The sequence below is a fragment of the Streptomyces sp. NPDC048057 genome (assembly GCF_040653095.1).
Classification (GTDB): domain Bacteria; phylum Actinomycetota; class Actinomycetes; order Streptomycetales; family Streptomycetaceae; genus Streptomyces.
Genome location: NZ_JBEZNF010000030.1, coordinates 96,074 through 119,913 on the forward strand (window position 1 = coordinate 96,074; position 23,840 = coordinate 119,913).

General features: G+C 73.0%; 17 protein-coding genes. 5 read left to right on the plus strand and 12 right to left on the minus strand.

Features of this window, described 5'->3' with window-relative positions; translation table 11 throughout:
• Window positions 1-68: 68 nt before the first annotated feature.
• The 7 genes from AB0E05_RS29730 to AB0E05_RS29760 all read right to left on the minus strand — a co-directional run bounded on the left by AB0E05_RS29730 (window position 69) and on the right by AB0E05_RS29760 (window position 8,805).
• Entirely contained in the window at window positions 69-1,334 is a 1,266-nt protein-coding gene (locus AB0E05_RS29730) for a cytochrome P450 (RefSeq protein WP_361969062.1), read from the minus strand.
• Between the two features lie 385 nt (window positions 1,335-1,719).
• Window positions 1,720-2,712, minus strand: coding sequence for a nucleoside triphosphate pyrophosphohydrolase (locus tag AB0E05_RS29735; RefSeq protein ID WP_361969064.1), 993 nt, complete (start codon window positions 2,710-2,712; stop codon window positions 1,720-1,722).
• 32 nt (window positions 2,713-2,744) lie between these two features.
• Window positions 2,745-3,404, minus strand: a complete 660-nt coding sequence (locus AB0E05_RS29740) for a SurA N-terminal domain-containing protein (RefSeq protein ID WP_361969066.1) — start codon at window positions 3,402-3,404, stop codon at window positions 2,745-2,747.
• 147 nt (window positions 3,405-3,551) lie between these two features.
• Window positions 3,552-3,974, minus strand: coding sequence for a GtrA family protein (locus AB0E05_RS29745; protein WP_361969068.1), 423 nt, complete (start codon window positions 3,972-3,974; stop codon window positions 3,552-3,554).
• Window positions 3,975-4,081: 107 nt separating this feature from the next.
• Entirely contained in the window at window positions 4,082-5,587 is a 1,506-nt protein-coding gene (locus AB0E05_RS29750; RefSeq protein WP_361969070.1) for a serine/threonine-protein kinase, read from the minus strand.
• Window positions 5,584-6,300: a hypothetical protein gene (locus tag AB0E05_RS29755; RefSeq protein WP_361969072.1), complete on the minus strand. Its 717-nt coding sequence runs from the start codon at window positions 6,298-6,300 to the stop codon at window positions 5,584-5,586. Before AB0E05_RS29755 ends, AB0E05_RS29750 begins: the two co-directional genes overlap by 4 nt.
• Window positions 6,301-6,681: 381 nt before the next feature.
• Window positions 6,682-8,805, minus strand: coding sequence for an N-6 DNA methylase (locus AB0E05_RS29760; protein WP_361969074.1), 2,124 nt, complete (start codon window positions 8,803-8,805; stop codon window positions 6,682-6,684).
• Between the two features lie 336 nt (window positions 8,806-9,141).
• On the opposite strand from AB0E05_RS29760, the gene AB0E05_RS29765 reads away from it, so the two are divergent.
• The gene (locus AB0E05_RS29765; protein WP_361969076.1) at window positions 9,142-10,185 is read left to right on the plus strand and encodes a DUF4352 domain-containing protein; all 1,044 of its coding nucleotides are present in this window, start codon (window positions 9,142-9,144) and stop codon (window positions 10,183-10,185) included.
• Between the two features lie 39 nt (window positions 10,186-10,224).
• On the plus strand, window positions 10,225-11,151 hold the full coding sequence (locus AB0E05_RS29770; RefSeq protein WP_361969078.1) for a hypothetical protein: 927 nt from the start codon (window positions 10,225-10,227) through the stop codon (window positions 11,149-11,151).
• A gap of 95 nt (window positions 11,152-11,246) precedes the next feature.
• On the opposite strand, the gene AB0E05_RS29775 is transcribed toward AB0E05_RS29770, so the two are convergent.
• Window positions 11,247-12,287 (minus strand): helix-turn-helix domain-containing protein, encoded by a 1,041-nt coding sequence (locus AB0E05_RS29775; RefSeq protein WP_361969080.1) that lies wholly within the window; start codon window positions 12,285-12,287, stop codon window positions 11,247-11,249.
• Window positions 12,288-12,344: 57 nt separating this feature from the next.
• Here AB0E05_RS29775 and AB0E05_RS29780 point away from each other — a divergent pair, with 57 nt between their 5' ends.
• Together AB0E05_RS29780 and AB0E05_RS29785 are read left to right on the plus strand one after the other, a co-directional pair.
• Window positions 12,345-13,796: an MFS transporter gene (locus tag AB0E05_RS29780; protein ID WP_361969082.1), complete on the plus strand. Its 1,452-nt coding sequence runs from the start codon at window positions 12,345-12,347 to the stop codon at window positions 13,794-13,796.
• Entirely contained in the window at window positions 13,685-14,125 is a 441-nt protein-coding gene (locus tag AB0E05_RS29785; protein ID WP_361969084.1) for a DUF4259 domain-containing protein, read from the plus strand. The genes AB0E05_RS29780 and AB0E05_RS29785 overlap by 112 nt, the downstream gene beginning before the upstream one ends.
• A 152-nt stretch (window positions 14,126-14,277) precedes the next feature.
• Here AB0E05_RS29785 and mfd read toward each other — a convergent pair whose 3' ends face one another.
• Window positions 14,278-17,808, minus strand: coding sequence for a transcription-repair coupling factor (mfd, locus tag AB0E05_RS29790; RefSeq protein ID WP_361969086.1), 3,531 nt, complete (start codon window positions 17,806-17,808; stop codon window positions 14,278-14,280).
• A gap of 141 nt (window positions 17,809-17,949) precedes the next feature.
• Here mfd and AB0E05_RS29795 point away from each other — a divergent pair, with 141 nt between their 5' ends.
• Entirely contained in the window at window positions 17,950-18,210 is a 261-nt protein-coding gene (locus tag AB0E05_RS29795) for a hypothetical protein (RefSeq protein WP_361969088.1), read from the plus strand.
• 104 nt (window positions 18,211-18,314) lie between these two features.
• Here the strand turns inward: AB0E05_RS29795 and AB0E05_RS29800 are convergent, their stop codons facing one another.
• The 3 genes from AB0E05_RS29800 to AB0E05_RS29810 form a co-directional block, all read right to left on the minus strand.
• The gene (locus AB0E05_RS29800; RefSeq protein WP_361969090.1) at window positions 18,315-20,891 is read right to left on the minus strand and encodes an FtsX-like permease family protein; all 2,577 of its coding nucleotides are present in this window, start codon (window positions 20,889-20,891) and stop codon (window positions 18,315-18,317) included.
• Entirely contained in the window at window positions 20,888-21,676 is a 789-nt protein-coding gene (locus AB0E05_RS29805; protein ID WP_361969091.1) for an ABC transporter ATP-binding protein, read from the minus strand. Before AB0E05_RS29805 ends, AB0E05_RS29800 begins: the two co-directional genes overlap by 4 nt.
• An 831-nt stretch (window positions 21,677-22,507) precedes the next feature.
• Window positions 22,508-23,542, minus strand: a complete 1,035-nt coding sequence (locus tag AB0E05_RS29810) for a cellulose-binding protein (RefSeq protein WP_361969093.1) — start codon at window positions 23,540-23,542, stop codon at window positions 22,508-22,510.
• Between the last annotated feature and the right edge of the window lie 298 nt (window positions 23,543-23,840).

Consider the following 23,840-nt stretch of genomic DNA (forward strand, 5'->3'; position numbering starts at 1 on the left):
CGGACTCCAACGTCAGTCACAAGTCGATGCAGCCGGGATAACGCGAACATCACAGAGTTGATGCTCCGTCAGTAAGTTGGAGCTCCGAACTCCACGGGAAGCGTGCGCAGTCCACGCATGATCAGACCACCGCGCCAGCGCAAATCGGTCGGATCCACGGCGAGTTGCAGGTCAGGGAGGCGTCGCAACAGGGTCGCCAGCGCGGTCTGCCCCTCGATGCGGGCGAGTGGCGCGCCCAGGCAGTAGTGGATGCCGTGCCCGTACCCGAGGTGCTGATTGTCACGTCGGGACAGATCGAGGACGTCGGGCCCGTCGAAGCGTTCGGGGTCGCGGTCGGCGGCGGCGAGCACGACGAGGACGGGGTCGCCCTCGGCGACCCGCTGCCCGCCGATCGTCAGCGCCTCGGTGGCGAACCGCCAGGTCGCCAGCTCCACCGGCCCGTCGTAGCGCAGCAGCTCCTCCACGCCCGTCGCCAGCAGGTCGGTCTGACCCGCCGCCAGGGACTCCTGGAGCAGGGCGCGCTGCGCGGGGTTGCGCAGCAGGGAGTACGTGCCGTTCCCGATCAGGTTCACGGTCGTCTCGAACCCCGCGAAGAGGAGGATGAACGCCATCGCGGCGACCTCGTTCTCGGTGAGGTGCTCGCCGTGGTCGCTGGCCCGGATCAGCCCGGAGATCAGGTCGTCGTCGGCGCTCTCGGCACCGAGCGTCTCCCGCTTGCGGTGGATCAGCTCGGCGAGGTAGCCGCGCATCTTCTTCACGGAGCGCGCCACGCCGCCGCGGGGGCCGCCGCCGTGGCGGATCATCATCCCCGCCCAGTCCCGGAAGTCGTCCTGGTCCTCGGCGGGCACGCCCAGCAGGTCGCAGATCGCGTAGATCGGCAGCGGAAAGGCGAACTCGTGGATCAGGTCCGCGCTGCCGCGGTCCGCGAAGCCGTCGATCAGCCGGTCCGTCAGCTCCTGCACGCGCGGCGCGAAGGCGGCGACGCGGCGGGGCGTGAACGCCTTGGAGACGAGCCGGCGCAGCCGGGTGTGGTCCGGCGGGTCGATGTTCAACAGGTGCGTCATCAACTCCGCCTTGCGCTCCCCCGGGATCCCGGTCTTGCCCTTGGCGTGGGCGGGCTCGTCGTGGTGCGCCGGATTCTTCGACAGCCGCGGGTCGGCGAGGGCCTGCCGGGCGTCGGCGTACCGGGTGACGAGCCACGCCTCGACGCCGCTGGGGAGGGTGGTGCGGTGGACGGGCGAGTGGGTGCGGAGCCAGGCGTAGGTGGGGTAGGGGTCGGTGGCGAACTCCCAGGTGAAGAGCGGGGGTGTGGGTTGGCCGGGAGTCGCGTGCATGCGCCGACGGTATCCCGCGGGTACGCGTACGCTGGCGCGCGGCCGGGTGGTGGGCTTGCCGCACGTTCCCCCGCGCCCCAGTGCCCTGCGGGCATGGGTGCCCCGGCGCCCCTGACCCACCCGCCGTAGCCCCACAGGTGCGCTGGTCTGTGCAGACCGTGCGTGGCTTGTCGCGCAGTTCCCCGCGCCCCTGAAAACCCTCCGTCCCGCAGGTAAGCGACGAAGGGGAAGCGACTCAGAGGCGCTGGGGGTACCACCGTGCCCGCAGGGCACAGGGGGCTATTGGCGACCGACGACAGGGCGGAGTGGGGGTACCTCCCGGGCCGAAGGCCCAGGGGGAGCGGCACCAGGGCACGCGAGCCCAGCAAGGTCCGTAAGACACGCCCTAGCGGGACGACTCCGTTGCGCGGATGGACGCGTGGTACGCGCGGGTCGCCGCGCGGAGGGCGGATTCGGGGTCCACGCCCGACGCGTCCGCCGCGACCGCCAGCGCCAGCAGCTCGTACCCCACGCCCTCTCCCGCGGGCAGCGGAACGTCGAGCCCCGCCGTGCGGACGCGGGACGCGAGCTTGCCCGCGAGGGCGAGCGCCGGCTGGCCCAGGGGGATCCCGTCCGTCACCGAGTCGCGCTGCTTCTCCGTCGCCTTGGTGCGCAGCCAGATGTCCCGCACCTCCTGCGGCGTCCGCGCCGTCTCCGTGCCGAAGACGTGCGGATGGCGGTTGATCAGCTTGTCCACGATCGTCCCGGCGACGTCGTCGACGGAGAACGGCTCCTCGGGGTCCTCCTGCGCGATGCGCGCGTGGAAGACCACTTGGAGGAGGACGTCGCCCAGTTCCTCCCGCAGCTCGTCGCGGTCGCCCTGTTCGATCGCCTCGACGAGTTCGTACGCCTCCTCGATCGCGTACTTCGCGAGGTCCTCGTGGGTGGGCACCGACGACCACGGGCACTCGACCCGGATGCGGTCCATGACCTGGACGAGGTCGAGGAGCCGGGCGCCGGGGAGGTCGTACGAGCCGGGCAGGAGTTCCAGCGCGGGCATCGCGACGCGGCCGGAGCCGGCGAGGCGGGCGAGGCCGTCGGTCAGGGCGCGGTCGCCCTCGCCGGTGACCAGGACCACCACGGTCGCGCCCCCGGCGCAGGCGTCCACGAGGCCCTGCGCGTCCGGCACCGATCCGGTCACCTCGACCCCGGCCTCCCGCAGGTGCGGCAGCTGGGGGTGGGCGGGGTCGGCGCAGAGCACCCGGTCCGCGGTGCGCAGGGTCTGCCACGCGGGCCAGGACAGCAGCCCGGGGGCGACCCGGTGGCTCGTGGTGAGCAGGACGATGCGGCCGGTCGGACCGGCGTCGGCGGGCGCGGCGGCGGAGGTGTTCGTGGTCACCCCACGAACCTACCTCCGCCCGCCGGGCGCCCTTACGCCGTCGCCGGCACGGCCGGCGGCTGCTGCTGCTCGCTGACCTGGGTGATCCACGCCGCCTTGTAGTCGCCGAGCTCCAGCTTCTGGTCGTTCCAGGTGCCGAAGCGCGGGTTCACGTCGATGTCGAGGGACTTCGCCGCGGTGGTGAAGGCCGCGTTCAGCTTCTGCTGGCCCTCGGCGGGGTCGTTGGTGCCCATGGAGCGGGCGAGCTTGTTGATCAGGATGTCGCGTTCGACGACGGCGTCGAGCTGGTCGGGGGCGACCCCGCGCTCCTGGAGGTACGCCGTGGCCAGGCCCTCCTCGCCGCCGAAGCGCTGGGCGAGCATCTCCCGGCCCTGCTGGAGTTCCTTGCGGGTGACGGTGACGCCCGCGTCGTCCGCGGCCTTGTGCACCACCTGGTTGACGATGAGGTCGTACAGCTTGGCCCGGCTGAGCTGGCCGGTCTCCCGGACGAGCTGTTCGCCCTGGGGGGTCTTCTCCTGCGCGGTGCGCACGTCCTTGACCGCGGCCTGGACCGTGGACACCTCGATCCGCTCGCCGCCGACGACGGCGGCGGCGCCCGGGTGCGCGTCATTGCCGCAGGCGGTGAGGAGGGGTGCGGCCGACAGGAGCGCGGCGGAGACGATGATCGCGGTGCGACGACGACGGCGGGGCAAGGGAGCCTCCAGACGAGGTTTGTGCGACGAGTCACAAAGTCCTGCGGTGATCGATGGTAGGCAGTCCGCGGTGCCCGGGCCACCACTTCGCCGCCACTGATTCGAACCAACGACCCCGACGCCGCCGAAGATGCGGCCCGCCGCGGCTCAGTGGCGGTCGGCCGACCCCACCGGCTGGCGCTCGCCGCCCGCGTCGCCCGGCTCCGGCCTGAGCATGATCGTCCGGGAGACGACGAAGGTGATGGGGATCGCCGCAGCCGCCGCGATCAGCGGCGCGTACCGGCTGCCCATGCCGAAGACGCCCACCAGCAGGTAGACGCCGGTGGTGGTGACGACGAAGTTCGCCGCGTTCGTCAGGGGGAAGAGGAGGAACTTCCGCCAGGTGGGACGGGTCCGGTAGGTGAAGTACGAGGTGAGGAAGAAGGAGCCGATCATGCTGAGCACGAAGGCGATGACGTGCGAGGCGACGTAGGGCAGCCGGGTCAGCAGGACCAGGTACAGCCCGTAGTACGTCCCGGTGTTGACCCCGCCCACCAGGGCGAATCGAAAAAGCTGGCCCCGGACCGTCATCTTCTCGCCAGCTCCCCGCGGATGTTCCGTACGTGCGCCTGTGGCCAGGGAAGCGTACGCCATGGCGGGTCCGGCGAGTGGTCGCTTCCCGGCCTCGTTCCCGTGCCTCAGGGGTGGAACTGGCGCTGGCGGTCGAGCGCTCGGCGCAGTTCCCCGGGGAGCTGGTGGTACGGGCCGAAGGTGCGCTCCGCGTCGTACAGCAGCGCCTGGAGGTGGCGGTGCGCCCCGGTGTGGTCGCCGACCGCGAGCAGCAGGTTGCCGATGCGGTGGCGGACGTCGAACGCGCGGGTGCTGTCGCCGGCGTTCTCGTAGTACGGCAGCAGGGCGCGGTACTCGGCGGTCGCCGCGGCGGCGTCGCCGAGCTGTTCCAGGCACTGGGCCGCGTCGTGGCGGTACTGGAGCGTCTGCGGGTCGGCCGGGCCCGCTTCGGCGGCGCGGTCCTCGGCGAGCCGGCGCAGCTCCGGCAGGGCGCGCCGGTACTGGCCGTCGTCCATCAGCGTCGTCGCGTACTGCTTGCGCAGGATGCGGACGACCGGGGAGCGCTCCCCGTGCTCGGCCGCGGCGGCCGGGAGGATGTTGCCGAGGACGTCGACGGCCCGGGTGATGCTGCCCTCGCCGAGGAGGCGCTTGACCTCGTCGACGGCGGCGGCCACGTCGGGCTTGGACGGGGTGGGCACCGCCGGCGGCGGGGCGGCGACCGCCTCGGAGCGGTCGGGCCAGGGGGCGTGCGGGCGCAGGAAGGGGCGCGTGGGGTCGAGGGGGCCGCCGGGTGCGCCGCGCTGGGGCAGCAGCGGGGCCAGCGCCTCGTACACCTCCTGCGCTCCGGAGGGTCGGTGCTGCGGGTCCTTGGCGAGCAGCCGCAGCACCAGGGCCTCCAGCGGCTCGGGGACCTCCGGGCGCATCCGGCGCACCGGGAGCGGCGACTCGTACAGATGGCGGTGGAGGACGCCGAGCGCGGTGGAGCCGGCGAAGGGCACGTTGCCGCTGAGGAGTTCGTGCATCAGCACCCCGAGCGCGTACAGGTCGGTGTACGGGCCGACGGCGCCGCCCATGGCCTGTTCGGGCGCCATGTAGGCGGGGCTGCCGATGGGCGAGCCGGTGTGGGTGAGGCGGGTGGTGTCGGTGTCGATGACGGAGGCGACGCCGAGGTCGAGCACGGTGACGGTGCCGTCCGGTTTCACCATCACGTTCCGCGGCTTGAGGTCGCGGTGCACGATCGGCACGGCGTGCACCGCGGCGAGCACGGCGCACAGTTGGGCGGCGACGGCGACGGTCCACTGCCAGGGGTACGGCTCGTGCTCGGCGAAGTGGTCGGCGAGGTCGGCGCCTTCGACGTACTGCATGACGAGGTAGAGGTCGTCGCCGTCGCTGCCGGCGTCGTGGACGGTGACCAGGCCGGGGTGGGTGACCTGGGCGGTGACCCGGCACTCGCGCACGAAGCGGCGGCGCATCTCGGCGGCGTCGGTGCCGTGGGCCATGTGGTCGGGGCGCAGCAGCTTGACGGCGACGCGCCGGTCGAGCCGTCGGTCGTACGCGGTCCAGACCTGACCCATGCCGCCCTGGCCGATGACGGAGGAGAGTTCGTAGCGGTCCGCGATGACGCGTCCGTTCACCGGCCCTGCTCCTTGCGGAGGTAGTCACTGAGCTCGTCGAGTTCGGCGCGGACCTGGTCGATGCGGGGCTTGTCCGGCGCACCCGGCTGTTGTTGCTGCGGCGGCGACTGCGGTGGGCTCGGCGGTTGCGGCGGCTGGAGCGGCTGCTGGGATATCTGGGTCGGCGGGTGCGTCTGGGTGACCTGTTGGTGCTGCGCCGGGTGTGGGAGTCGTTGCGGCTGCGGATACGCGGGCGGCGGGGTGTGCACGGGCGGATAGCCGTACCCGGGGGCCGGCGAAGCACCCGCGCCCGGGGCCGGGTGCGCAGGTGGATAGCCATATCCCGGCGTGACGGACGGGGTGACGGGCGGCGGGCCGTAGCCGCCGGGGCCGCTCGCCGCCGGCCCCGCCGGGTGTGCCGCGCCCCGACGGCGGTCGTAGTGCCGGATGTCGACGATCAGATAGTGGACGGCGGCGCCGAAGCCCAGGGAGAGCAGCCCGACGATCACCACGATGTCGACCGTGTTCGTCGGCTCCGTCTCACCGTTGGCGTCCGGCTCGGTCTCCGAGCCCCAGGCCCCGATCGCCACCACGAGGAAGACGGCGAGGGCGAGGCTGGCGACGAAGAGGATCCAGTCGACCGGTCGGCGGCGCAGCTGTGCGACCCGCAGCATGGCGGCCCAGGCACCGAGGCCGCAGGACAACACGGACAGGGCCAGGAACAGCACGCGCACGAGCACGATCACAGCGCCCGGTGGCGGACCTTGGCGCGGTGGGGCATAGCCGGGGCCGTGCATTCCTGCTCCTGGTGAACCTGGGGTCTGCAGAGTACGGATGAGCGTATACACCGACAAGCGGTCCAGGGCCTGTCTTACGGATCAGGCTGGATGAGGGAGCGTGGTTTGGTGCCGTGGATCTCAAGGCGGAGGAGGGAGGCTACACGGTGGGGGTCCCCCCACGCCCTCCGGGCGTAGGGGGCCGTAGGTGACCGACGACAACGCGGAGAGGCACGGTGCCAGGGCACGCGAGCCCAGCAAGATCCGTAAGACAGGCCCTGGCTCAAGGGTTGGCCGGACCCGCCGTACGGTACGTCACCGATCACGCGGGGCCCGGAATCACCGGTCCGGTCTGACCGTCCCCTCCGTGAGGCCGTCGTACAACCCCTGCACCAACTGCTCGCCCAACCGGCCCGCGAGCCGCAGGGCGTCCTCGAAGGCCGCCAGTGCGCGGAAGTTGGCGCCGTAGCGGCGCTGGTCGGCCAGTGGCAGCCGGGGCAGTTGGAGGCGGCGGACGTCGAGCCGGGTGGCGGTGGACGCATAGCTGCTGGCCTGGCGGGTGTTGGCGGTGCCGCGCAGGAAGCCGGCGAGGAACCAGGGGTCGAGCGCCTGCGGATCGGGGCGCAGCAGATGGAGGTTGCGGCCGAGGGCCGCGCCGGCGTCGCGCTCGTCGACGACGCGGACCACGGTGCCGCCGCCGAGCACGGGCACGACGACGTCGCCGGCTTCGAGGCGTACGGGGTCGTCGTCCGGGGCGTCGGGCAGGGCGCCGGTCGGCGGGGCGCCGGCGAGGACGTCCTGCTCGGTGAGGACGGCGTCCCGGGGCGCGGGCCGGGCGGGCGCGGGGGACGACGGGGCGGGCACGGCGGTGGTGGTGCCGGCGCGCAGCGACAGGGCGTGGGCGCGGGCGAGTTCGCCGACGGTGGTGGTGGGCCACACCGCGCGCTCGGCGGTGCCGGCGGCGGGCGCGGGCGCGAGTTCGCCGGTGAGCCGCAGGGTCTCGGTGAGCTTGGCCCGTACGCGTTCCAGCTCGGCCACGTCGCCGCCGGTCGCGGCGGGCGGCACGTGGCGGGCGGGGGCCAGGTCCACGTCGTCGTCGAGGAGTTCGATGACGGGGACGGCGCGGCTGACGCCGGTGCGCCCGGGCTGCGGTGCGCCGGGGGTCGGGGCGGGTCCGTCGGCGCTGCTGAAGGCGAGCCAGGCGTCGAGGACCGCGCTCTGCACGGTCTGCCAGTCGAGGCGGTCGCGTCCGCCGCCGGCGCCGCTGAGGTCCGCGGTGTCGACGAAGAGCACTTCGGGCGGCGGCAGTTGGCCGGCCTCCGGCTTGCGGAGCACCCACAGGTGGAGCGGGATGCCGTACGGCGGGGCGGCGCCGGCGGGCAGGGCGATGACGGCCCGCAGCGCGCCGCGGCGCAGCAGTCCGGCGCGGATGCGGCGGCCGGAGCGGCGGGAGGCGGCGGCGGGCGGCATCAGCAGGACGGCGGTGCCGCCGGGGCGCAGCCGGGCGAGCGCGTGCTGCACCCAGGCCAGTTCGGACTCGGTGCGGGCCGGCAGGCCGTACTCCCAGCGCGGGTCGTAGCTCAGCTCGTCGTGGCCCCAGTTGCGCTCGTTGAACGGGGGGTGGCAGAGCACGGCGTCGACGGTGACGTCGGGGAAGGCGTCGGCGCGCAGGGTGTCGCCGGAGCGGGCGCGTACGCAGACGGCGCTGACGGCGTCGGCGTGCAGGGCGAGGCGGAGCGCGGTGAGCGCGGTGAGGTCGGGGTCGGCTTCCTGCGCGTAGAGGGCGGCGGGGCGCTCGACGGCGCGCAGCAGGGTACCGGCGCCCGCGGCCGGGTCCAGGACGGTCGCCGCGGCGGCCTGCGGGGGCGCGGCGAGGGCGGCCATCAGGGCGGCGGGTCCGGGCGGGGTGAGCGTGTACTGGCGGATGTTGGCGTCGAGGAAGCGGCCGAACAGGAACTCGTACGTCTGGCGGGGGCCGAGTTCGTCGGCGAGTTCCCCGACGGAGCGCAGGAAGGGGATCGCCTGGCGGGGGGTGGGGCCGGTGCCGGCAAGCAGGGCGTGCCGGTCGTCGCCGAAGCGGGCGCTGGCGACCTGTTCCACGGCGGTGGGCAGCAGTTCGGCCATGCGCTCGTCGGGGCGGGCCGTCAGCTCCTGCCAGGTGCTGGGCCTCTCGCGCAGCAGCAGGAGGGCGAAGCCGGCGCGGGTGAGGGTGGTGGCGGCGGTGGCGGGGCTGTCGGCGAGTTGCTGCCAGACCCGTTCGCGCAGCGGGACCTCGGCGAGCTTGCCCTGATCGCGCAGCCAGCGCTCGACGTCGCTGAGGGCGAAGGACGGGCTGGTCTCGGTGCCGCCGACGGGTTTGGGGAAGTCGGCGTGGCGCCGCCGCCAGTTGCTGACCGCGGCCCGCCCGACTCCCGCGAGCCGGGCGATTCCGGCCGCGGTGACCTCGCTAGCGCTCTCTGGCACTGACCGCCTCCCTGGTGTGTGAACCGCTGCTGCCCGGGTGCCGCCGATGCCCCGCACGTCCCGTTCCGCAGCCGGTCGCCTGTGGCGCCGATGATACCGGCCCACGCCGGAGAGACCGATTCACAGTGCACGTAACAGTTCACGGCGTGATTGATGTTGACTCGGTTCACAGCCTCTGTTCTTATTGTCGAGGCTCTTCACGGAGCGGGTGTCCCGCACCGACCACACCACGTAGACACAGAACGCGACGTCCCATCGGAAGAGCCGCCTCAGCACCCAGAACAACGCAGAACGACGACGTCGCACCGTCACCCTCATGTCCGGGAGGACAGCTCCATGTCCCACTCATCGCAGCCCCCGTACGGCAACTCGCCCCAGTACGGCGGCGGCAACCCGCCGCAGCAGTACGGGACCGGCGGTGACGCACAGCACGGCGCCGCGCCCTACGGCGAACCGCAGGCCGCAGCCGCCGCCACCCAGCCGCACTGGGAGCCGGGCGCCGGCGGCACTCCCCCCGGGACCGGCGGCCCCACCGGCCACGGCGGGCCCGGCGGCCCGGGCGGCGGTCACCGCGTCCCGCTGCGCAACGGCCTCGGCACCGCGGCCCTGATCCTCGGGATCATCGGCCTTATCACCGGCCCAATACCCTTCGTCTTCTGGCTTGGGGGTACGCTCGGGCTCCTCGCCCTCATCCTCGGTCTGGTCGGACGCGGGCGCGCCAAGCGCGGCGAGGCGTCGAACGGTCGCTCCGCCACCGCCGGTTCGATCATCGGCGGCGTCGCGATGGTCCTCGGCGTCGTGGGCGCGATCCTCACGGTCCAGATCACCAACGACGCCGTGGACGAGCTCGACAAGTCCATCGACGAGGCCACCGCTCCCCAGGAGCCCGGGCTCGACGACAAGGACGGCAAGGGCGGAAAGGACAAGGGGAAGAAGGGCAAGGGGAAGAAGGGGAAGGGGGGCGGCGACGGTGACGGATCCGGTGCCGGTGAGGCGTACGCGCCCGGTGACACCGCCTCCTACGACGACGGCCTCAAGGTCACCGTTACGGAAGCGAAGAAGTTCACCCCCGGCGAGTACGCGGCGGGCCACGCCTCGGGCAACAAGGCGTACAAGGTCACCGTCTCGCTGGAGAACACCGGGACCAAGAGCTTCGACACCGTCCTGACGATCGTCGACGCCCGCGCGGGAGCCGACGGCGTCACCGCGGAGAAGATCTACGACGACGCGGTCGGCATGGGCTTCGACGGCAACGTCGCCCCCGGCAAGAAGGCCACGGTCACCTTCGGCTTCTCCTCGCCCGCCGACGCCAAGAACCTCACCGTCGAGGTCTCCCCCGGGTTCGACTACGGCCCGGTGCAGTGGGAGCTGCCCGTCTGACGCTCCCGTCACTCATCAGCAGCACACTCGGAGTAACGCATGTCAGTGATCACCCGCCCCCGCCGCCGCCAGGCCGCGGCCGTGGCCCTGCTCTCCGCGCTCGCGCTGACCGCGACCGCCTGCGGCGAGGACAAGGCCGGCGGCGCGAAGGCCGCCGCGGAAGCCGCTCAGTCCGACGGCGCCAAGGGCACCGACGACGCGAAGGGCACCGGGAGCCCGGACGGTTCGCCGACCCCGTCGGAGAAGTCCTCGTCGGGCGGCGGGGCGAACGACCCCTTCGGCGGCAAGTCCGACGACGAGGTCGTGACGGAGGCGGTGCGGGTCACCACCGCCGTCTCGTCCGTGACCATCGGATTCGACGGCATGATGGACGACCCCGACCTCAAGGGGCGCATGACGGGCGAGATGTCGATCCACGACACGGGCCAGTGCCTGGCGGCGTTCACCTTCGAGGGCAAGGGGACGATGGACCTCGCCGTCATCGGCAAGGACGTCTACCTCAAGCCCGACGAGAAGATGCTCCGCACCCAGATGGTGCCGCCGGGCACGCCGAAGGCCGAGGCGGACCCCGTGCTCAAGCTCTTCCGCGGCAAGTGGATGAAGGGCTCCTCCTCCGACCCGGACATGAAGGAGATGGCCGAGTTCTGCGACCTGGACAAGATGTTCAAGGAGCTGAAGGAGGACACCTCCGGCTCGGGCGGCGGGGCCGAAACGATGCGCCGGGGCGAGGAAACCGTGGTCAACGGGAAGAAGGCCATCCCGTTCGTGGACTCCTCCGGTGACACCGGCTACATAGCCAGCGAGGGCAAGCCGTACCTCCTCAAGGTGACGGACCCCAGCAAGGACGCCGAGATGGAGACGCTGACCCTGTCCAACTTCGGCACCGCACCCCTGCCGACGGTGCCCTCGCCGGACAAGGTCCTCGACATGGAGAAGCTGGAACAGGGCGCCCGCAAGAGCGTCTGAGACGTACGGGCCGTCCGGGGCCCACGGAAGGACACCGCGACGGCGCGGGGCGGGACCGCCACAGGGGAGCGGTCGCACCCCGCGCCGTCGCGCACTCAGCGCCCGGGACCGTCGAGCAGGCGGTCGCCCAGGGCGCTGCGCCGGTAGAGCACCGACCGCCCGTCGCGCACCCGGTTCGCCAGCCCCGACCCGTACAGCACCCGCAGGTGCTGGGAGACCGCGCTCGGGGTCACCCGCAGCCGGCGGGCGAGTTCCGCCGTCGGCAACGGCTCTTCGAGGAGCGCCAAGAGCCGCGCCCGGGGCGGCCCGATCAGCGCCACCAGCGCCTCGGACGGCGCAGCCCCCGCGCCGGGCGGCCCACCGTCCGCCGCGGTCCACAAGGTCCCCACCCCCCTACTCGGGTAGAAGAGGAGCGGCGGCTCGTCGGGACCCACCGGGGGCGCCGGCTTGTGCGCGAAGACCGAAGGCACCAGCAGCAGCCCGCGCCCCGCCGCCGCGCTGCGGTACGCGCCCCGCACCCCGCTGACGTGCAGCACTCCATCGCTCCACCGCAGGTTCGGATGCACGTCGGCGAAGAGCAGCCGCGCCCCGCCCTTGGCCGACTGCCGCGCCCGGTACGTCATGTCGGCCTCCAGCAGCAGCCGCATCCGCGGCCAGTGCGGCGCCAGGGCCACGTCCCAGTACTGTCGCAGCAGCGCGCAGACGGCGTCCCGAAGCCGGGCCACCGCGTCGTGTCCGCCGTCTGCCGCAAGGGCCCGCAGCGGTTCGGGCAGCGGGTCCGGCGCGTGCGCGGCCACCAGGTCGCGCAGCACCACGTCCGGCGGGGTCGCCCGCACCCGGGCCAGCTCGTCGTCGACGGCGGGAGCGAAGGTCGCCGGCCGCGGAGTGAGGAAGTCCGGCAGCGTGCGCCGCCGCGCGACCAGCGCCATCAACAGGGCGGTGTCCAGCGGCTCCACCGGACCCCGCGGCTGTTCCCGTACGCGCAACTGCGCCAGCACCGCCCTGCGCCACGGCAGGTGCAGCGCCGACAGGCCCGGGTCCTGGAGCACCCGCAGGCTCAGCATCACCTCGCTCAGGGGCGAGAGCGCGAACCGGGTGTCCGCGAGGTCGTCGACCCCGAGCTCGAAACTGATCATTAAGCAATACGCTACATCCATTGGCCGGCCGCGCTCCCCCGTCGTGCACTGCTGTGCATGACTCCTGCTCCGGACCGTTCGAGCGCGCCCGTCGGACTCAGCCGCCGCACCCTCCTCCTGCTGGCGCTGACCTGCGCCGTGGCCGTCGGGAACGTGTACTTCCCGCAGGCGCTCGTGCCGCTGGTCGCGGCGGACCTGGCGGCTTCGGCAGACGCGGTTTCCCTGATCGTGACGGCGACCCAACTCGGCTACGCCGCAGGCATCCTGCTGGTGGTGCCGCTCGGCGACCGGTTCGCCCACCGCCCGCTGCTCGTCGCCCTGCTCGCGACCACCGCCGTCGGACTGCTCGCCGCCGGCAGCGCACCCACCCTGCCCGTCCTCGTCGCCGCCTGTGCGCTGGTGGGCCTCACCACCGTGGCCGCGCAGGTCATCGGGCCGATGGCGGCCGGGCTCGGGCCCGCGGACCGGGTCGGCGCGGTCATGGGCACCCTGCTCAGCGGCTCCATCGGCGGCATGCTGCTGGCCCGCGCCTTCGGGGGCGCGCTCGGCGAGGCGGCGGGGTGGCGGATGCCCTACCTCGTCGCGGCGGGGCTGGTGGCGCTGCTCGCCGTCGCCCTCTTCCGTACGGCTCCGGCCACCGCCGCGGCGACGCGACAGGCGTACCCCGCGCTGGTGGCCGAAGCTCTGCGGCTGCTGCGCACCGAGCCGGAACTGCGCCGCTCCTGCCGCCACCAAGCGGCCGTGTTCGGCGCGTTCTCAGCGGTGTGGACGTGCGCGGCGCTGCTGCTGACCGGGCCGACGTACGGGCTCGGGGCCCAGGCCGTCGGGGTGTTGGCGCTGGTCGGCGCCGTGACGATGGGCGTCGCACCGCTCGCCGGCCGGCTGGTCGACCGGCACGGCCCGGACGCGGTGACCCGCGGCGCGCTGCTCGCGACCGTCCTCTCCGCCGCGCTGCTCGTCCCCGGCGGCGCGGGCGGTCCGACGGGCCTGGCCGCGCTGGTCGTCGGCACGCTCCTGCTGGACCTGGCGCTCCAGGCGGGCACCATCGCCAACCAGGCCCGCGTCTTCGCCCTGCGCCCGGACGCACGCGCCCGGCTGAACACCGCGTACATGACCCTCGCTTACCTGGGCGGCGCGGCGGGCTCCTGGCTCGGGGTGCGGGCGTACGGCGCGGGCGGCTGGCCGGCGGTGTGCGCCCTGGTGGCGCTGCTGGGGGCGGTGGGGTCGGTGGGCGCAGTACGACGTCCGGGGGTGCGTGGGGCGCACACCGCGGGCGGTCGCGGGCACCGGTCCGCACGGGCGCGTACCCCCCGGTGGACCGGTCGGTCCCTGCGGGTTCGAGGTGTCAGCGGGCCGTGCCACCATCGGGGGTGGGAGACACCTCGGGAGGGACAGCAATGGGGACCTGGGACACCGGACCGTTCGACAACGACTCCGCCGCCGACTTCGCCGGGCGGCTGGACGACGCCGCGCCCGGTGAGCGGGAGGCGATCGTGCGGTCCACGTTGATACGCGCGTTGGAGGTCGCCGCCCCCGACTTCCTCGACAGCCACGAGGGGGACCAGGCGGTGGCCGCCGCCGCGCTCGTCGCCGCGCAGTGCCCCGACGGCGAGACCGTCAATCCGAACTACGGCCCGAAGCAGCCCCTGCCGGTCTTCGGCCCCGGCCTGCGCCCCCTCGCCGTCCGGGCGCTCGACCGGGTCGTCGAAGAGGGCTCCGAACTGGTGGAGTTGTGGGAGGGGGAGGACGCGGTGGAGTGGCGCAAGGGGGTGCACCGGCTGCGCTGCGTGCTCACCGCGCGCCCCGGGGCGTACGAGGAGGTGCCGCGGGGCGCGTAGCGGTGCCCCGTGGGGCCCTCCCCCACGCCCGCCGCTGGGCGTGCGCCGCCGTTGGCTCGGGGCGCGGGCAGGCGCGGTGACGCCGTGGCACGTGGCCGCAGACGCCACAGCACAGCCCGCCGCACGGCGGGACCGCGCCCCGCAACAGGACCCTAGCCGCCGAGGATCGTGGTGAGGAACTCGCCCGTCCAGGAGAGCAGCTCGCGGCCCACGACCGGCTTGCCGCCGATCTGGCCGCTGGTCGGGCGGGGCACCAGCACCTGGTTGACCGCGGGCTTGATGACCGTGCGCGGGTAGAGGCGCTTCAGCCGGAGCTCCTGGGACTCCCGCAGCTCCACCGGCGCGAAGCGGATGTTGTTGCCCTGGAGCACGATCTCGGACACCCCGCAGGCGCGCGCGAGCATCCGCAGGCCGGCGACCAGGAGCAGGTTCTCCACCGGCTCCGGCAGCTTGCCGTAGCGGTCGGTCAGCTCCTCGCGCACCGCCTTGACGTCGTCCTCCGTGTTCACGGAGGCGATGGCGCGGTACGCCTGGAGGCGCAGCCGCTCGCCGGGCGCGTAGTCGTGCGGCACGTGCGCGTCGACCGGCAGCTCGATCTTGACCTCCAGCGGCGGCTCCTCCTCCACGCCGCCCTCCAGCGAGGCCCGGTAGTCCGCGACCGCCTCGCCGACCATCCGGATGTACAGGTCGAAGCCGACGCCCGCGATGTGGCCGGACTGTTCGCCGCCGAGGAGGTTGCCCGCGCCGCGGATCTCCAGGTCCTTCATGGCGACGTACATGCCCGCGCCCATCTCGGTGTGCTGGGCGATGGTGGCCAGCCGCTCGTGCGCGGTCTCGGTGAGCGGCTTCTCCGGCGGGTAGAGGAAGTACGCGTACCCCCGCTCCCGGCTGCGGCCGACCCGGCCGCGGAGCTGGTGCAGCTGGGACAGGCCGAAGTTGTCGCCGCGCTCCACGATCAGCGTGTTCGCGTTGGAGATGTCGATGCCGGACTCCACGATCGTGGTGGAGACGAGCACGTCGAACTTCTTCTCCCAGAAGTCGACGACGACCTGCTCCAGGGCGTTCTCCGACATCTGGCCGTGGGCGGTGGCGATCCGCGCCTCGGGCACGATGTCGCGCAGCCGGGCCGCCGCCCGGTCGATGGACTCCACCCGGTTGTGGATGTAGAAGACCTGGCCCTCGCGCAGCAGTTCCCGGCGGATCGCGGCGCCGATCTGCTTCTCCTCGTACGGGCCGACGAAGGTCAGCACGGGGTGCCGCTCCTCGGGCGGGGTGGTGATGGTGGACATCTCGCGGATGCCGGTGACCGCCATCTCCAGGGTGCGCGGGATGGGCGTCGCGGACATGGTGAGCACGTCCACGTTGGCCCGCAGCTTCTTCAGCTGCTCCTTGTGCTCGACGCCGAAGCGCTGCTCCTCGTCGACGATCACCAGGCCGAGGTCCTTGAACTTGGTCTCGGACGCGAACAGCCGGTGGGTGCCGATGACGATGTCGACCGAGCCCTCCTTCAGCCCCTCCAGGGTCGCCTTCGACTCGGTGTCGGACTGGAAGCGGGACAGGGCCCGGACGTTCACCGGGAACTGCGAGTAGCGCTCGGAGAAGGTGCCGAAGTGCTGTTGCACGAGGAGGGTGGTGGGAACGAGGACGGCGACCTGCTTGCCGTCCTGGACGGCCTTGAAGGCGGCCCGCACCGCGATCTCCGTCTTGCCGTAACCGACGTCGCCGCAGACCAGCCGGTCCATCGGGATCGCCTTCTCCATGTCCTCCTTGACCTCGGCGATCGTGGAGAGCTGGTCGGGGGTCTCGGCGTACGGGAAGGCGTCCTCCAGCTCTCGCTGCCAGGGCGTGTCCGCGCCGAAGGCGTGGCCGGGGGCGGCCATCCGGGCCGAGTACAGCTTGATCAGGTCGGCGGCGATCTCCTTGACGGCCTTCTTCGCGCGCGCCTTGGTCTTCGTCCAGTCCGCGCCGCCGAGCCGGTGCAGGGTCGGGGCCTCGCCGCCGACGTACTTGGTGATCTGCTCCAGCTGGTCGGTGGGGATGTACAGCCGGTCGCCGGGCTGGCCGCGCTTGGCGGGCGCGTACTCGACCACCAGGTACTCGCGGGTGGCGCCCTGGACGGTGCGCTGCACCATCTCGATGTAGCGGCCGACGCCGTGCTGCTCGTGGACGATGTAGTCGCCGGTCTCCAGGGTCAGCGGGTCGATCGTCTTGCGGCGGCGGGTGGGCATCCGCCGGCCGTCCTTGCCGGCGGCCTTCTGCCCGGAGAGGTCGGTCTCGGTGAGGACGGCGAGCTTGAGGCCGGGGTCGACGAAGCCGTAGTCGATGGAGCCGCAGGCGACGTGGACGAGGGCCGGGGAGATCTCGGCGAGGTCGGCGTCGAGGCGGGCGGGGACGCCCTCGCCGCCGAGCACCTCGACGGTGCGGGCGGCGGGGCCGTGGGCCTCGGTGACGAAGACGGTGCGCCAGCCGTCGGCGAGCCAGCCCTTGGTGTCGGCGAGGGCCCGGGCGGTGTCGCCGCGGTACGCCTCGGGGGCGTGCATGCCGAGCTTGAGGGTGTCGTCGGACAGTTCCTCGTCGGCGGCGAACGGCGCCACCGACCACCACATCACGTCCAGCTCGCGGGCGCGGTCGCGGACGTCGGCGATGCCCCACAGCGAGGCGGCGTCCAGGTCGATCGGCGCCTTTCCCCCGCCGGCGGTGGCCGCCCACGACGCCTGGAGGAACTCCTGCGAGGTGGCGACGAGGTCCGCGGCGCGGGTCCGCACCCGCTCCGGGTCGCACACCAGCGCCATGGCGCCGTCGGGAAGCACGTCGAGGAGGAGTTCCATGTCGTCGACGAGGGCGGGCGCGAGGGACTCCATGCCCTCGACGGCGATGCCCTCGGCGATCTTGTGGAGCAGTTCGCCCAGCTCGGGGTGGGCCTCGGCGAGCGCGGCGGCCCGCTCCCGGACCTCGGGCGTGAGCAGCAGCTCCCGGCAGGGCGGCGCCCACAGCCCGTGCTCGGCGACCTCCAGGGAGCGCTGGTCGGCGACCTTGAAGTAACGGATCTCCTCGACGTCGTCGCCCCAGAACTCCACCCGCAGCGGATGCTCCTCGGTGGGCGGGAACACGTCGAGGATGCCGCCGCGCACCGCGAACTCGCCGCGCTTTTCGACCAGCTCGACCCGGGAGTACGCGGCCGCCGCGAGCGCGTCGACGATCTCGTTCAGATCGGCCTGCTCACCGGTGCGCACGGCCACCGGCACCAGTTCGCCGAGCCCCTTGACCTGCGGCTGGAGCACGGACCTGATCGGCGCGACGACGACGGACACGGGTCCGGCGGCGGGGTCGTCCGCGGAGGGGTGCGCCAGCCGGCGCAGCACCGCGAGCCGACGGCCGACGGTGTCGGAGCGGGGCGAGAGCCGCTCGTGCGGCAGGGTCTCCCAGGCCGGGTACTCGACGACGGAGTCCTCGGGCAGCAGCGACCTGAGGGCGGCGGCCAGGTCCTCGGCCTCCCGCCCGGTGGCGGTGACCGCCAACACGGTCCGCCCGCTGTCCCGGGCGATCCCGGCCACGGCGAACGGCCGCGCCGCGGCCGGCCCGACCAGGTCGACGTGCCGGCGCGCCGCACCCCGGGCGGCCTGCACGGCCTCGGTGAGCGCGGGGTCACGTACGACGGCGTCCAGCAGACCGTGCAGACTCATGAGAGGCGTTCCATCCCGGTGAAGCGAAGCGTGTGCGGGCAACACGAACGGCCCGGCACGTCGCGCGGGCCGGGGATCCCCCCAGCGTACGCCCGCGCCCCTGGACCCCGCGCGCTCGACGACGGGGATCGGCCACGCTCGGTGCACGGGTCCTCACCCTGCCCGGGGATCGCCCGCGGAGCACGGCACGGCCCCCGGCCTCCCCGCGCCTCGGCACCCCGGTCCGCGTCCTCGGCGCGGACCATCGACGCGGCGCTGCCCGCCGTCGCCACCCCCGAGGGCGATCCGCGGAACCGGCGGAACGCACTGGCGGCGATCGCCGGGGTGGCCGCGATCGCCGGGGACCTCGGTGCGCCGGTGCTCGTACTGGTCCAGCAGATCCTGGGGATGCTCGGCGGCTGACCGCCGGGTACGACGGCCGGGCCCGGCTGCCGAGCGTCGTTCGCTCGGCAGCCGGGCCCGGTGCTCCCCCGTGTCCCCCGTTGGTCCTTCGGTCCTTCGGTCCGTCAGTCCGTCGCGATGGCGTTCAGGACGTTCATCCGGCCCGCGCGGAACGCCGGGACCAGCGCCGCGAAGAGGCCGACGAAGGCCGAGCCGACGAAGACCGTGGCGATGGTGGGCCAGGGGACCTCCAGGACCAGCAGGCCCTCCAGGGCCAGCAGCCGCTGGGCCGTGACGCCCCAGCCCATGCCCAGCCCCAGGCCCAACAGGGCACCGAAGAGGGCGATGACGACGGATTCGAGGCGGATCATGCGGCGCAGCTGGCGGCGGGAGAGGCCGATGGCACGCATCAGCCCGATCTCGCGGGTCCGCTCGACCACGGAGAGGGCGAGGGTGTTCACCACGCCGAGGACGGCGACGATGATCGCGAGGGCCAGCAGGCCGTAGACGATGTTCAGGAGCTGGCCGATCTGGTCGCGCAGGTCCTCCTTGAAGTCGGCCTGGTTCATGACCTGGTACTGCGGATAGGCGTCCAGGACCTTCTTCAGGTCCGTGTACACCTGGTCCATCTGGCCGTCCTGCGCCGAGGCGAAGAGCATGCGGTTCTGCGGGAGCTTGTCGGCCGGGAGGTTCGCCCGCGCGGTCGCCGTGCTGAGGAACATGGAGTCCTGTTCCAGCGTCGACTCGTCCGCGGTGATCGCCCGGACGGTGAGCTCCGTGGTCCTGCCGCCGACGAAGGCGACCGTGAGCTTGCTGCCCAGCTTCACGCCGTGCTCGTCCGCGTACAGCTTCCCGACCGAGATCGCGCCCTCGCCGTAGGCGTCGGACAGCTCGCCCTCGGCCGTGGCGATCCGCAGGTCCTTCGGGTACGTCGGGTCGGCCGCGGTGAGGCGTGCCCGGTCGGTCTTGCCGCCGGGGGAGGTGACCTTCGCTTCGACGGTGCGGTACTCCGTGACGTGCGTGACGCCGTCCGTCTTGCGCATCGCCTCCGCCACCTGCGGCACGATGGGCTGCCCGCCGGAGGACTGGACGACGAAGTCGGCGCCGACGGACTTGTCGACCTCCTCCGTCGCGGAGGCGACCATGGAGGAACCGGCGACGGAGAGGCAGGCCACCAGGGCGAGCCCGATCATCAGGGCGGCGCCGGTGGCGCCGGTGCGGCGCGGGTTGCGCAGGGCGTTGCGCTCCGCCATCCGGCCGACGGGGCCGAAGGCCCGCAGCACCAGGGCGCTGAGGCCGCGGACGACCACGGACGCCAGCAGCGGCCCGATGACGATGAAGCCGAGCAGGGTGAGCAGGACGCCGAGGCCGAGGAACATGGAGCCCTCGGTGGCCTTGTCGGCCCGCCCGGCGACGACCAGGGCGCCCGTGCCCGCCGCGGTGAGCACGAGGCCGACCGCGGCCCGGATCCAGCCGGACTTCCCGTCCGCCGGCATGCCGCTCTCGCGCAGCGCCGCCATCGGCGAGATCTTCGAGGCGCGGCGGGCCGGGACGTACGCGGCGACGACGGTGACGATCACGCCGAGCACCAGACCGACGGTCGGGGTGGTCCACTTCACCGTGAGGTCGTCGGTGGAGAGGTTCATGCCCATGGAGCCCATCAGCTCCATCAGGCCGACCGCGAGGCCGACGCCGGCGGCGACGCCCGCGACGGAGCCGACGACGCCGAGCAGCAGCGCCTCCAGCAACACGGAGCGGTTGACCTGGCGGCGGCTGGAGCCGATGGCCCGCATCAGCCCGATCTCCCGGGTGCGCTGGGCGACCAGCATCGAGAAGGTGTTGACGATCAGGAAGATGCCGACGAGGAGGGCGATCCCGGCGAAGCCGAGCATCGCGTACTTCATCACGTTCAGGAAGGAGCCCAGCTCCTCGCGGGAGGCGTCGGCGGCCTCCTTGGCGGTCTGGAGCTTGTACGGGGCGCCGAGCGCGCTCGCGACGTTCGCCTTGAGCTGCTTGTCCGCGACGCCGTCCGCACCGGTCACCGCGACCGAGGTGAACAGGCCTTCCTTGCCGAGCAGTTGGCGCTGCGCGGTGGCGGTGTCGAAGAAGACGACGGCCGCACCGGGGTTGGTGACCTTGAAGGAGGCGATGCCGCTGATCTTGGCGGTGAAGTCACCGCCGACGGTGATGGTGCGCAGCTCGTCGCCGAGCTTGAGGTCGTGCTTCTCTGCGGTGTCCTTGTCGACCATCACGTCCGTGGGACCGCGCGGGGTGTTGCCCGAGGTGACCTCGAACATCTTGAGGTCGCTCTCGGCCCAGTTGCTCGCGATGGTGGGCGCGCCTGAGGTGGCGCCGACGTTGTCGTTGTCGGCGTTGACGACGGTGACGCTGGTGCTGTTCACCCCGCCGGCGGCGGAGGCGACGCCGTCCGCCGAACGGATCTGCTCGACCACCGACGCCGGCATGGTCGGGGGCCGGCCGGTGGCCCCGTCGTCCTCCACGTCGTCCGCCGACTCCTTGGGCTGGACGGTGACGTCGGGCGTGGTGGAGGCGAAGAGCTTGGTGAAGGTGGTGTTCATGGTGTCGGTGAACACCAGGGTGCCGCAGACGAAGGCGACGGAGAGCAGGACCGCTATCGCGGAGAGCGCCATGCGGCCCTTGTGCGCGAAGAAGTTGCGCAGGGAGGTGCGGAAGACGGTCACGACGTACGCCCCCGGGCGTCGAAGTCCTTCATGCGGTCGAGCACGGCCTCGGCCGTGGGCCGGTACATCTCGTCGACGATGCGGCCGTCCGCGAGGTACAGGACGCGGTCGGAGTAGCCGGCGGCGACCGGGTCGTGGGTGACGATGACGATGGTCTGCCCCAGCTCGTCCACGGAGCGCCGCAGGAAGCCGAGGACCTCGGCACCGGCTCTGGAGTCCAGGTTCCCGGTGGGCTCGTCGCCGAAGATGATCGCGGGCTGCGCGGCCAGCGCACGGGCCACGGCGACGCGCTGCTGCTGACCGCCGGAGAGCTGGGTGGGACGGTGCTTGAGCCGCCCGGCGAGGCCGACGGTCTCCACCACCCGGTTCAGCCAGGCGCCGTCGGGCTTGCGGCCCGCGATGTCCATGGGGAGCGTGATGTTCTCCAGGGCGTTGAGCGTGGGCAGCAGGTTGAACGCCTGGAAGATGAAGCCGATGCGGTCCCGGCGGAGCTGGGTGAGCTTCTTGTCCTTGAGCGAGGTGATCTCGGTGTCGTCGAGGTAGATCTGACCGGAGGTCACCGTGTCGAGCCCGGCGAGGCAGTGCATCAGGGTGGACTTGCCGGAGCCCGAGGGGCCCATGATGGCGGTGAACTGCCCGCGGGCGATGTCCACGTCGACGTGGTCGAGGGCGACGACGCGCGTCTCGCCCGAGCCGTACGCCTTCACGATCTGCCGACCGCGCGCCGCGACGGCCGTGCGCCCTCCGGTGGCCCCGTGGGGCGGAATGGTCGTAGCCGTTGTCACGGTGAGTCTCCTATGTCGGTCTCGTCTGTCGCGCTCGAAGGCAGAGCTGCTCACGCATCGGTGAAAAGTCTGTCCGCGGGACCCCGGTCGGCGCGCTGGTGCGGGTCACCGTCTTGGGGCGGGGGTTTACCCCACCCCCCGGTGGGGCCCGCCCCCGCACTCCCCGGCTCCGATCCCCCGTGCCGGAGTCGGGGAGCGCACCGCCGGCCGCCCCAGCTGCGAACTCCTGCGAACCGCCCCCGCAACAAACACCGTAGGGAGTCACCCCCGGTCAGCTCGTCGTCCCTCCGAACGAACGTCTCCCGGGCAGTTCTAGGGAGATGCCCCTAGGGGTCTCCACCCCCGGGTGGAGCCCCCTCTCGGGGTTCCCCCGCCCGCCCTGCCCCGTTGCCACGACTCGCGCTCCCCCGCGCGTCTGGACACAGCCGCCGTAACCCTGCGGGAGCGCTGGTCCCCGCGGCCCGGTGGTGGGCTTGTCGCGCAGTTCCGCCCCCTACGCCCAGGGGTGTGGTGGTACCCCAGCGCCCCTCAACAACCTCGCCGCTTCCCCCCGGGAGTCATGCCACTGCGCGCCCGTCTGTGGCTCAGCGCGCAGTTCCGCCCCCTACGCCCAGGGGCGTGGTGGTACCCCCAGCGCCCCTGAAGACCTCCGCCCCAGCCCGCAGACAAGTGACGGGAAGCGAAACAGGGGCGCTGGGGGTTCCCCCAGGCCCTCTGGGGCCGAGGGGGCGGAACTGCGCGACAAGCCCACCACCGGGCCGCAGGCGCCAGCGCCGCGCAGGCAATGACGGCGCTGCTGCGCACGCCGAGGCACCGGCAGCCGGAAAGGCCCTACGACGTGGGCGCGTCGCGGTCGGTGGGGTCGGGGGGCTGGGACTCGGGCGCGGGTGCCGCCGCGGGCTCCGCAGGGGCGGCGTGGACGGCCGCCGCCACCGCCGCCGCAACCGGCGGCGTCGGCTCGGCCGCGACCCGTCCCGCCGTCAGCGCCACCAGGCTGTTCCGTACGTGCGCCATGTGGTCCTGGACCTCTTCGCGCGCCTCCTCGTGCTCCCGCAGCACCCGCTCCGTCTCGCGCTCCGTGCGCTCCTCCTCCGCCCGCGCCGCCGAAAGCGCCTCGGCCGCCTGAGTATCGGCGTCGTCCTGGAGGTGGCGTGCGTACTTCTCCGCCTCCGCCAGCTCGTGCTCGGCGTCGACGAGCAGTGCTTCCGCGCGCGCGGCGGCGTCCGCGCACCGGGCGTCCAGGGCGGTCAGCCGCTCCTGCGCGGCGCGTTCGGCGGACTGCCAGCGGTCGGACTGCTCGGCCTCCAGACCGGCGAGCATGTCCTCGGCGCGGTGGCGCGTCTCCTGCCACTCGGCGAGCGCCGCGGCGCGGTGGTCGGCCGCCTCGCGACGCGCCTCCATCAGGGCCGCGCCGCCGCGTTCGCGCGCGCCGGACAGCAGCCGCTCGGCGTACGCGTCGGCGGCTGCGCGGTCCGCTTCGGCCTGCTCCCGGGCGGCGTCGCGCAGGCGCTGCCCGTGCGCCTCGGCCGCGTCGGCCTGCGCCTGCGCGTCGTCGCGGGCGGCCGTGCGCACGTGGTCGGCCTCCTCCCAGGAGAGCGCCAGCAGCTCCCGGGCCCGCCCGCCCAGCGCCTCGTACGTCTGGGGGCCGAGCCCGGCGACGACCTCGCGCAGCCGGGCCGCCTCCGCCTCCATCTGCCGGGCGAGGACGGTGAGGCGCGCGGCGCGCTCCCAGGCGGCGTCCCGGTCGTCCGAGAGCGTCGCCAGGTGGGCGTCGGCCTCCTCCGGGCGGTATCCACGGCGTACGACGTCGAACCCGTCAAGGCCGCTACGGCCGGGGGGTGACGACGGTGCGGAGACGGTACTCATCCTGCGAACCCCTTCGGCTCCCGATAACACATGACGCGATAGTGCGCATATCATCCAGGACCCAAACGAAGCGGTCATAAAACGACACTCGGTGGGAGAACCCGAAAGGGGTACGAAGGAGTTCGGTACCGAAGGCAAACGGAGGAGGGGCGCCCGGTCACCAGACCGCAGTCCCGTGCGGTGACCGAACGCCCCTCCGGCGGCTAGTAGTGCTTCGTTATCTTGAGTGATCTTGCTTGGTGGTGGGCATCTTTGTGGTGTGAAGCTGGGGGATGTTGAGCGGCTCCGGGGTGAGTTG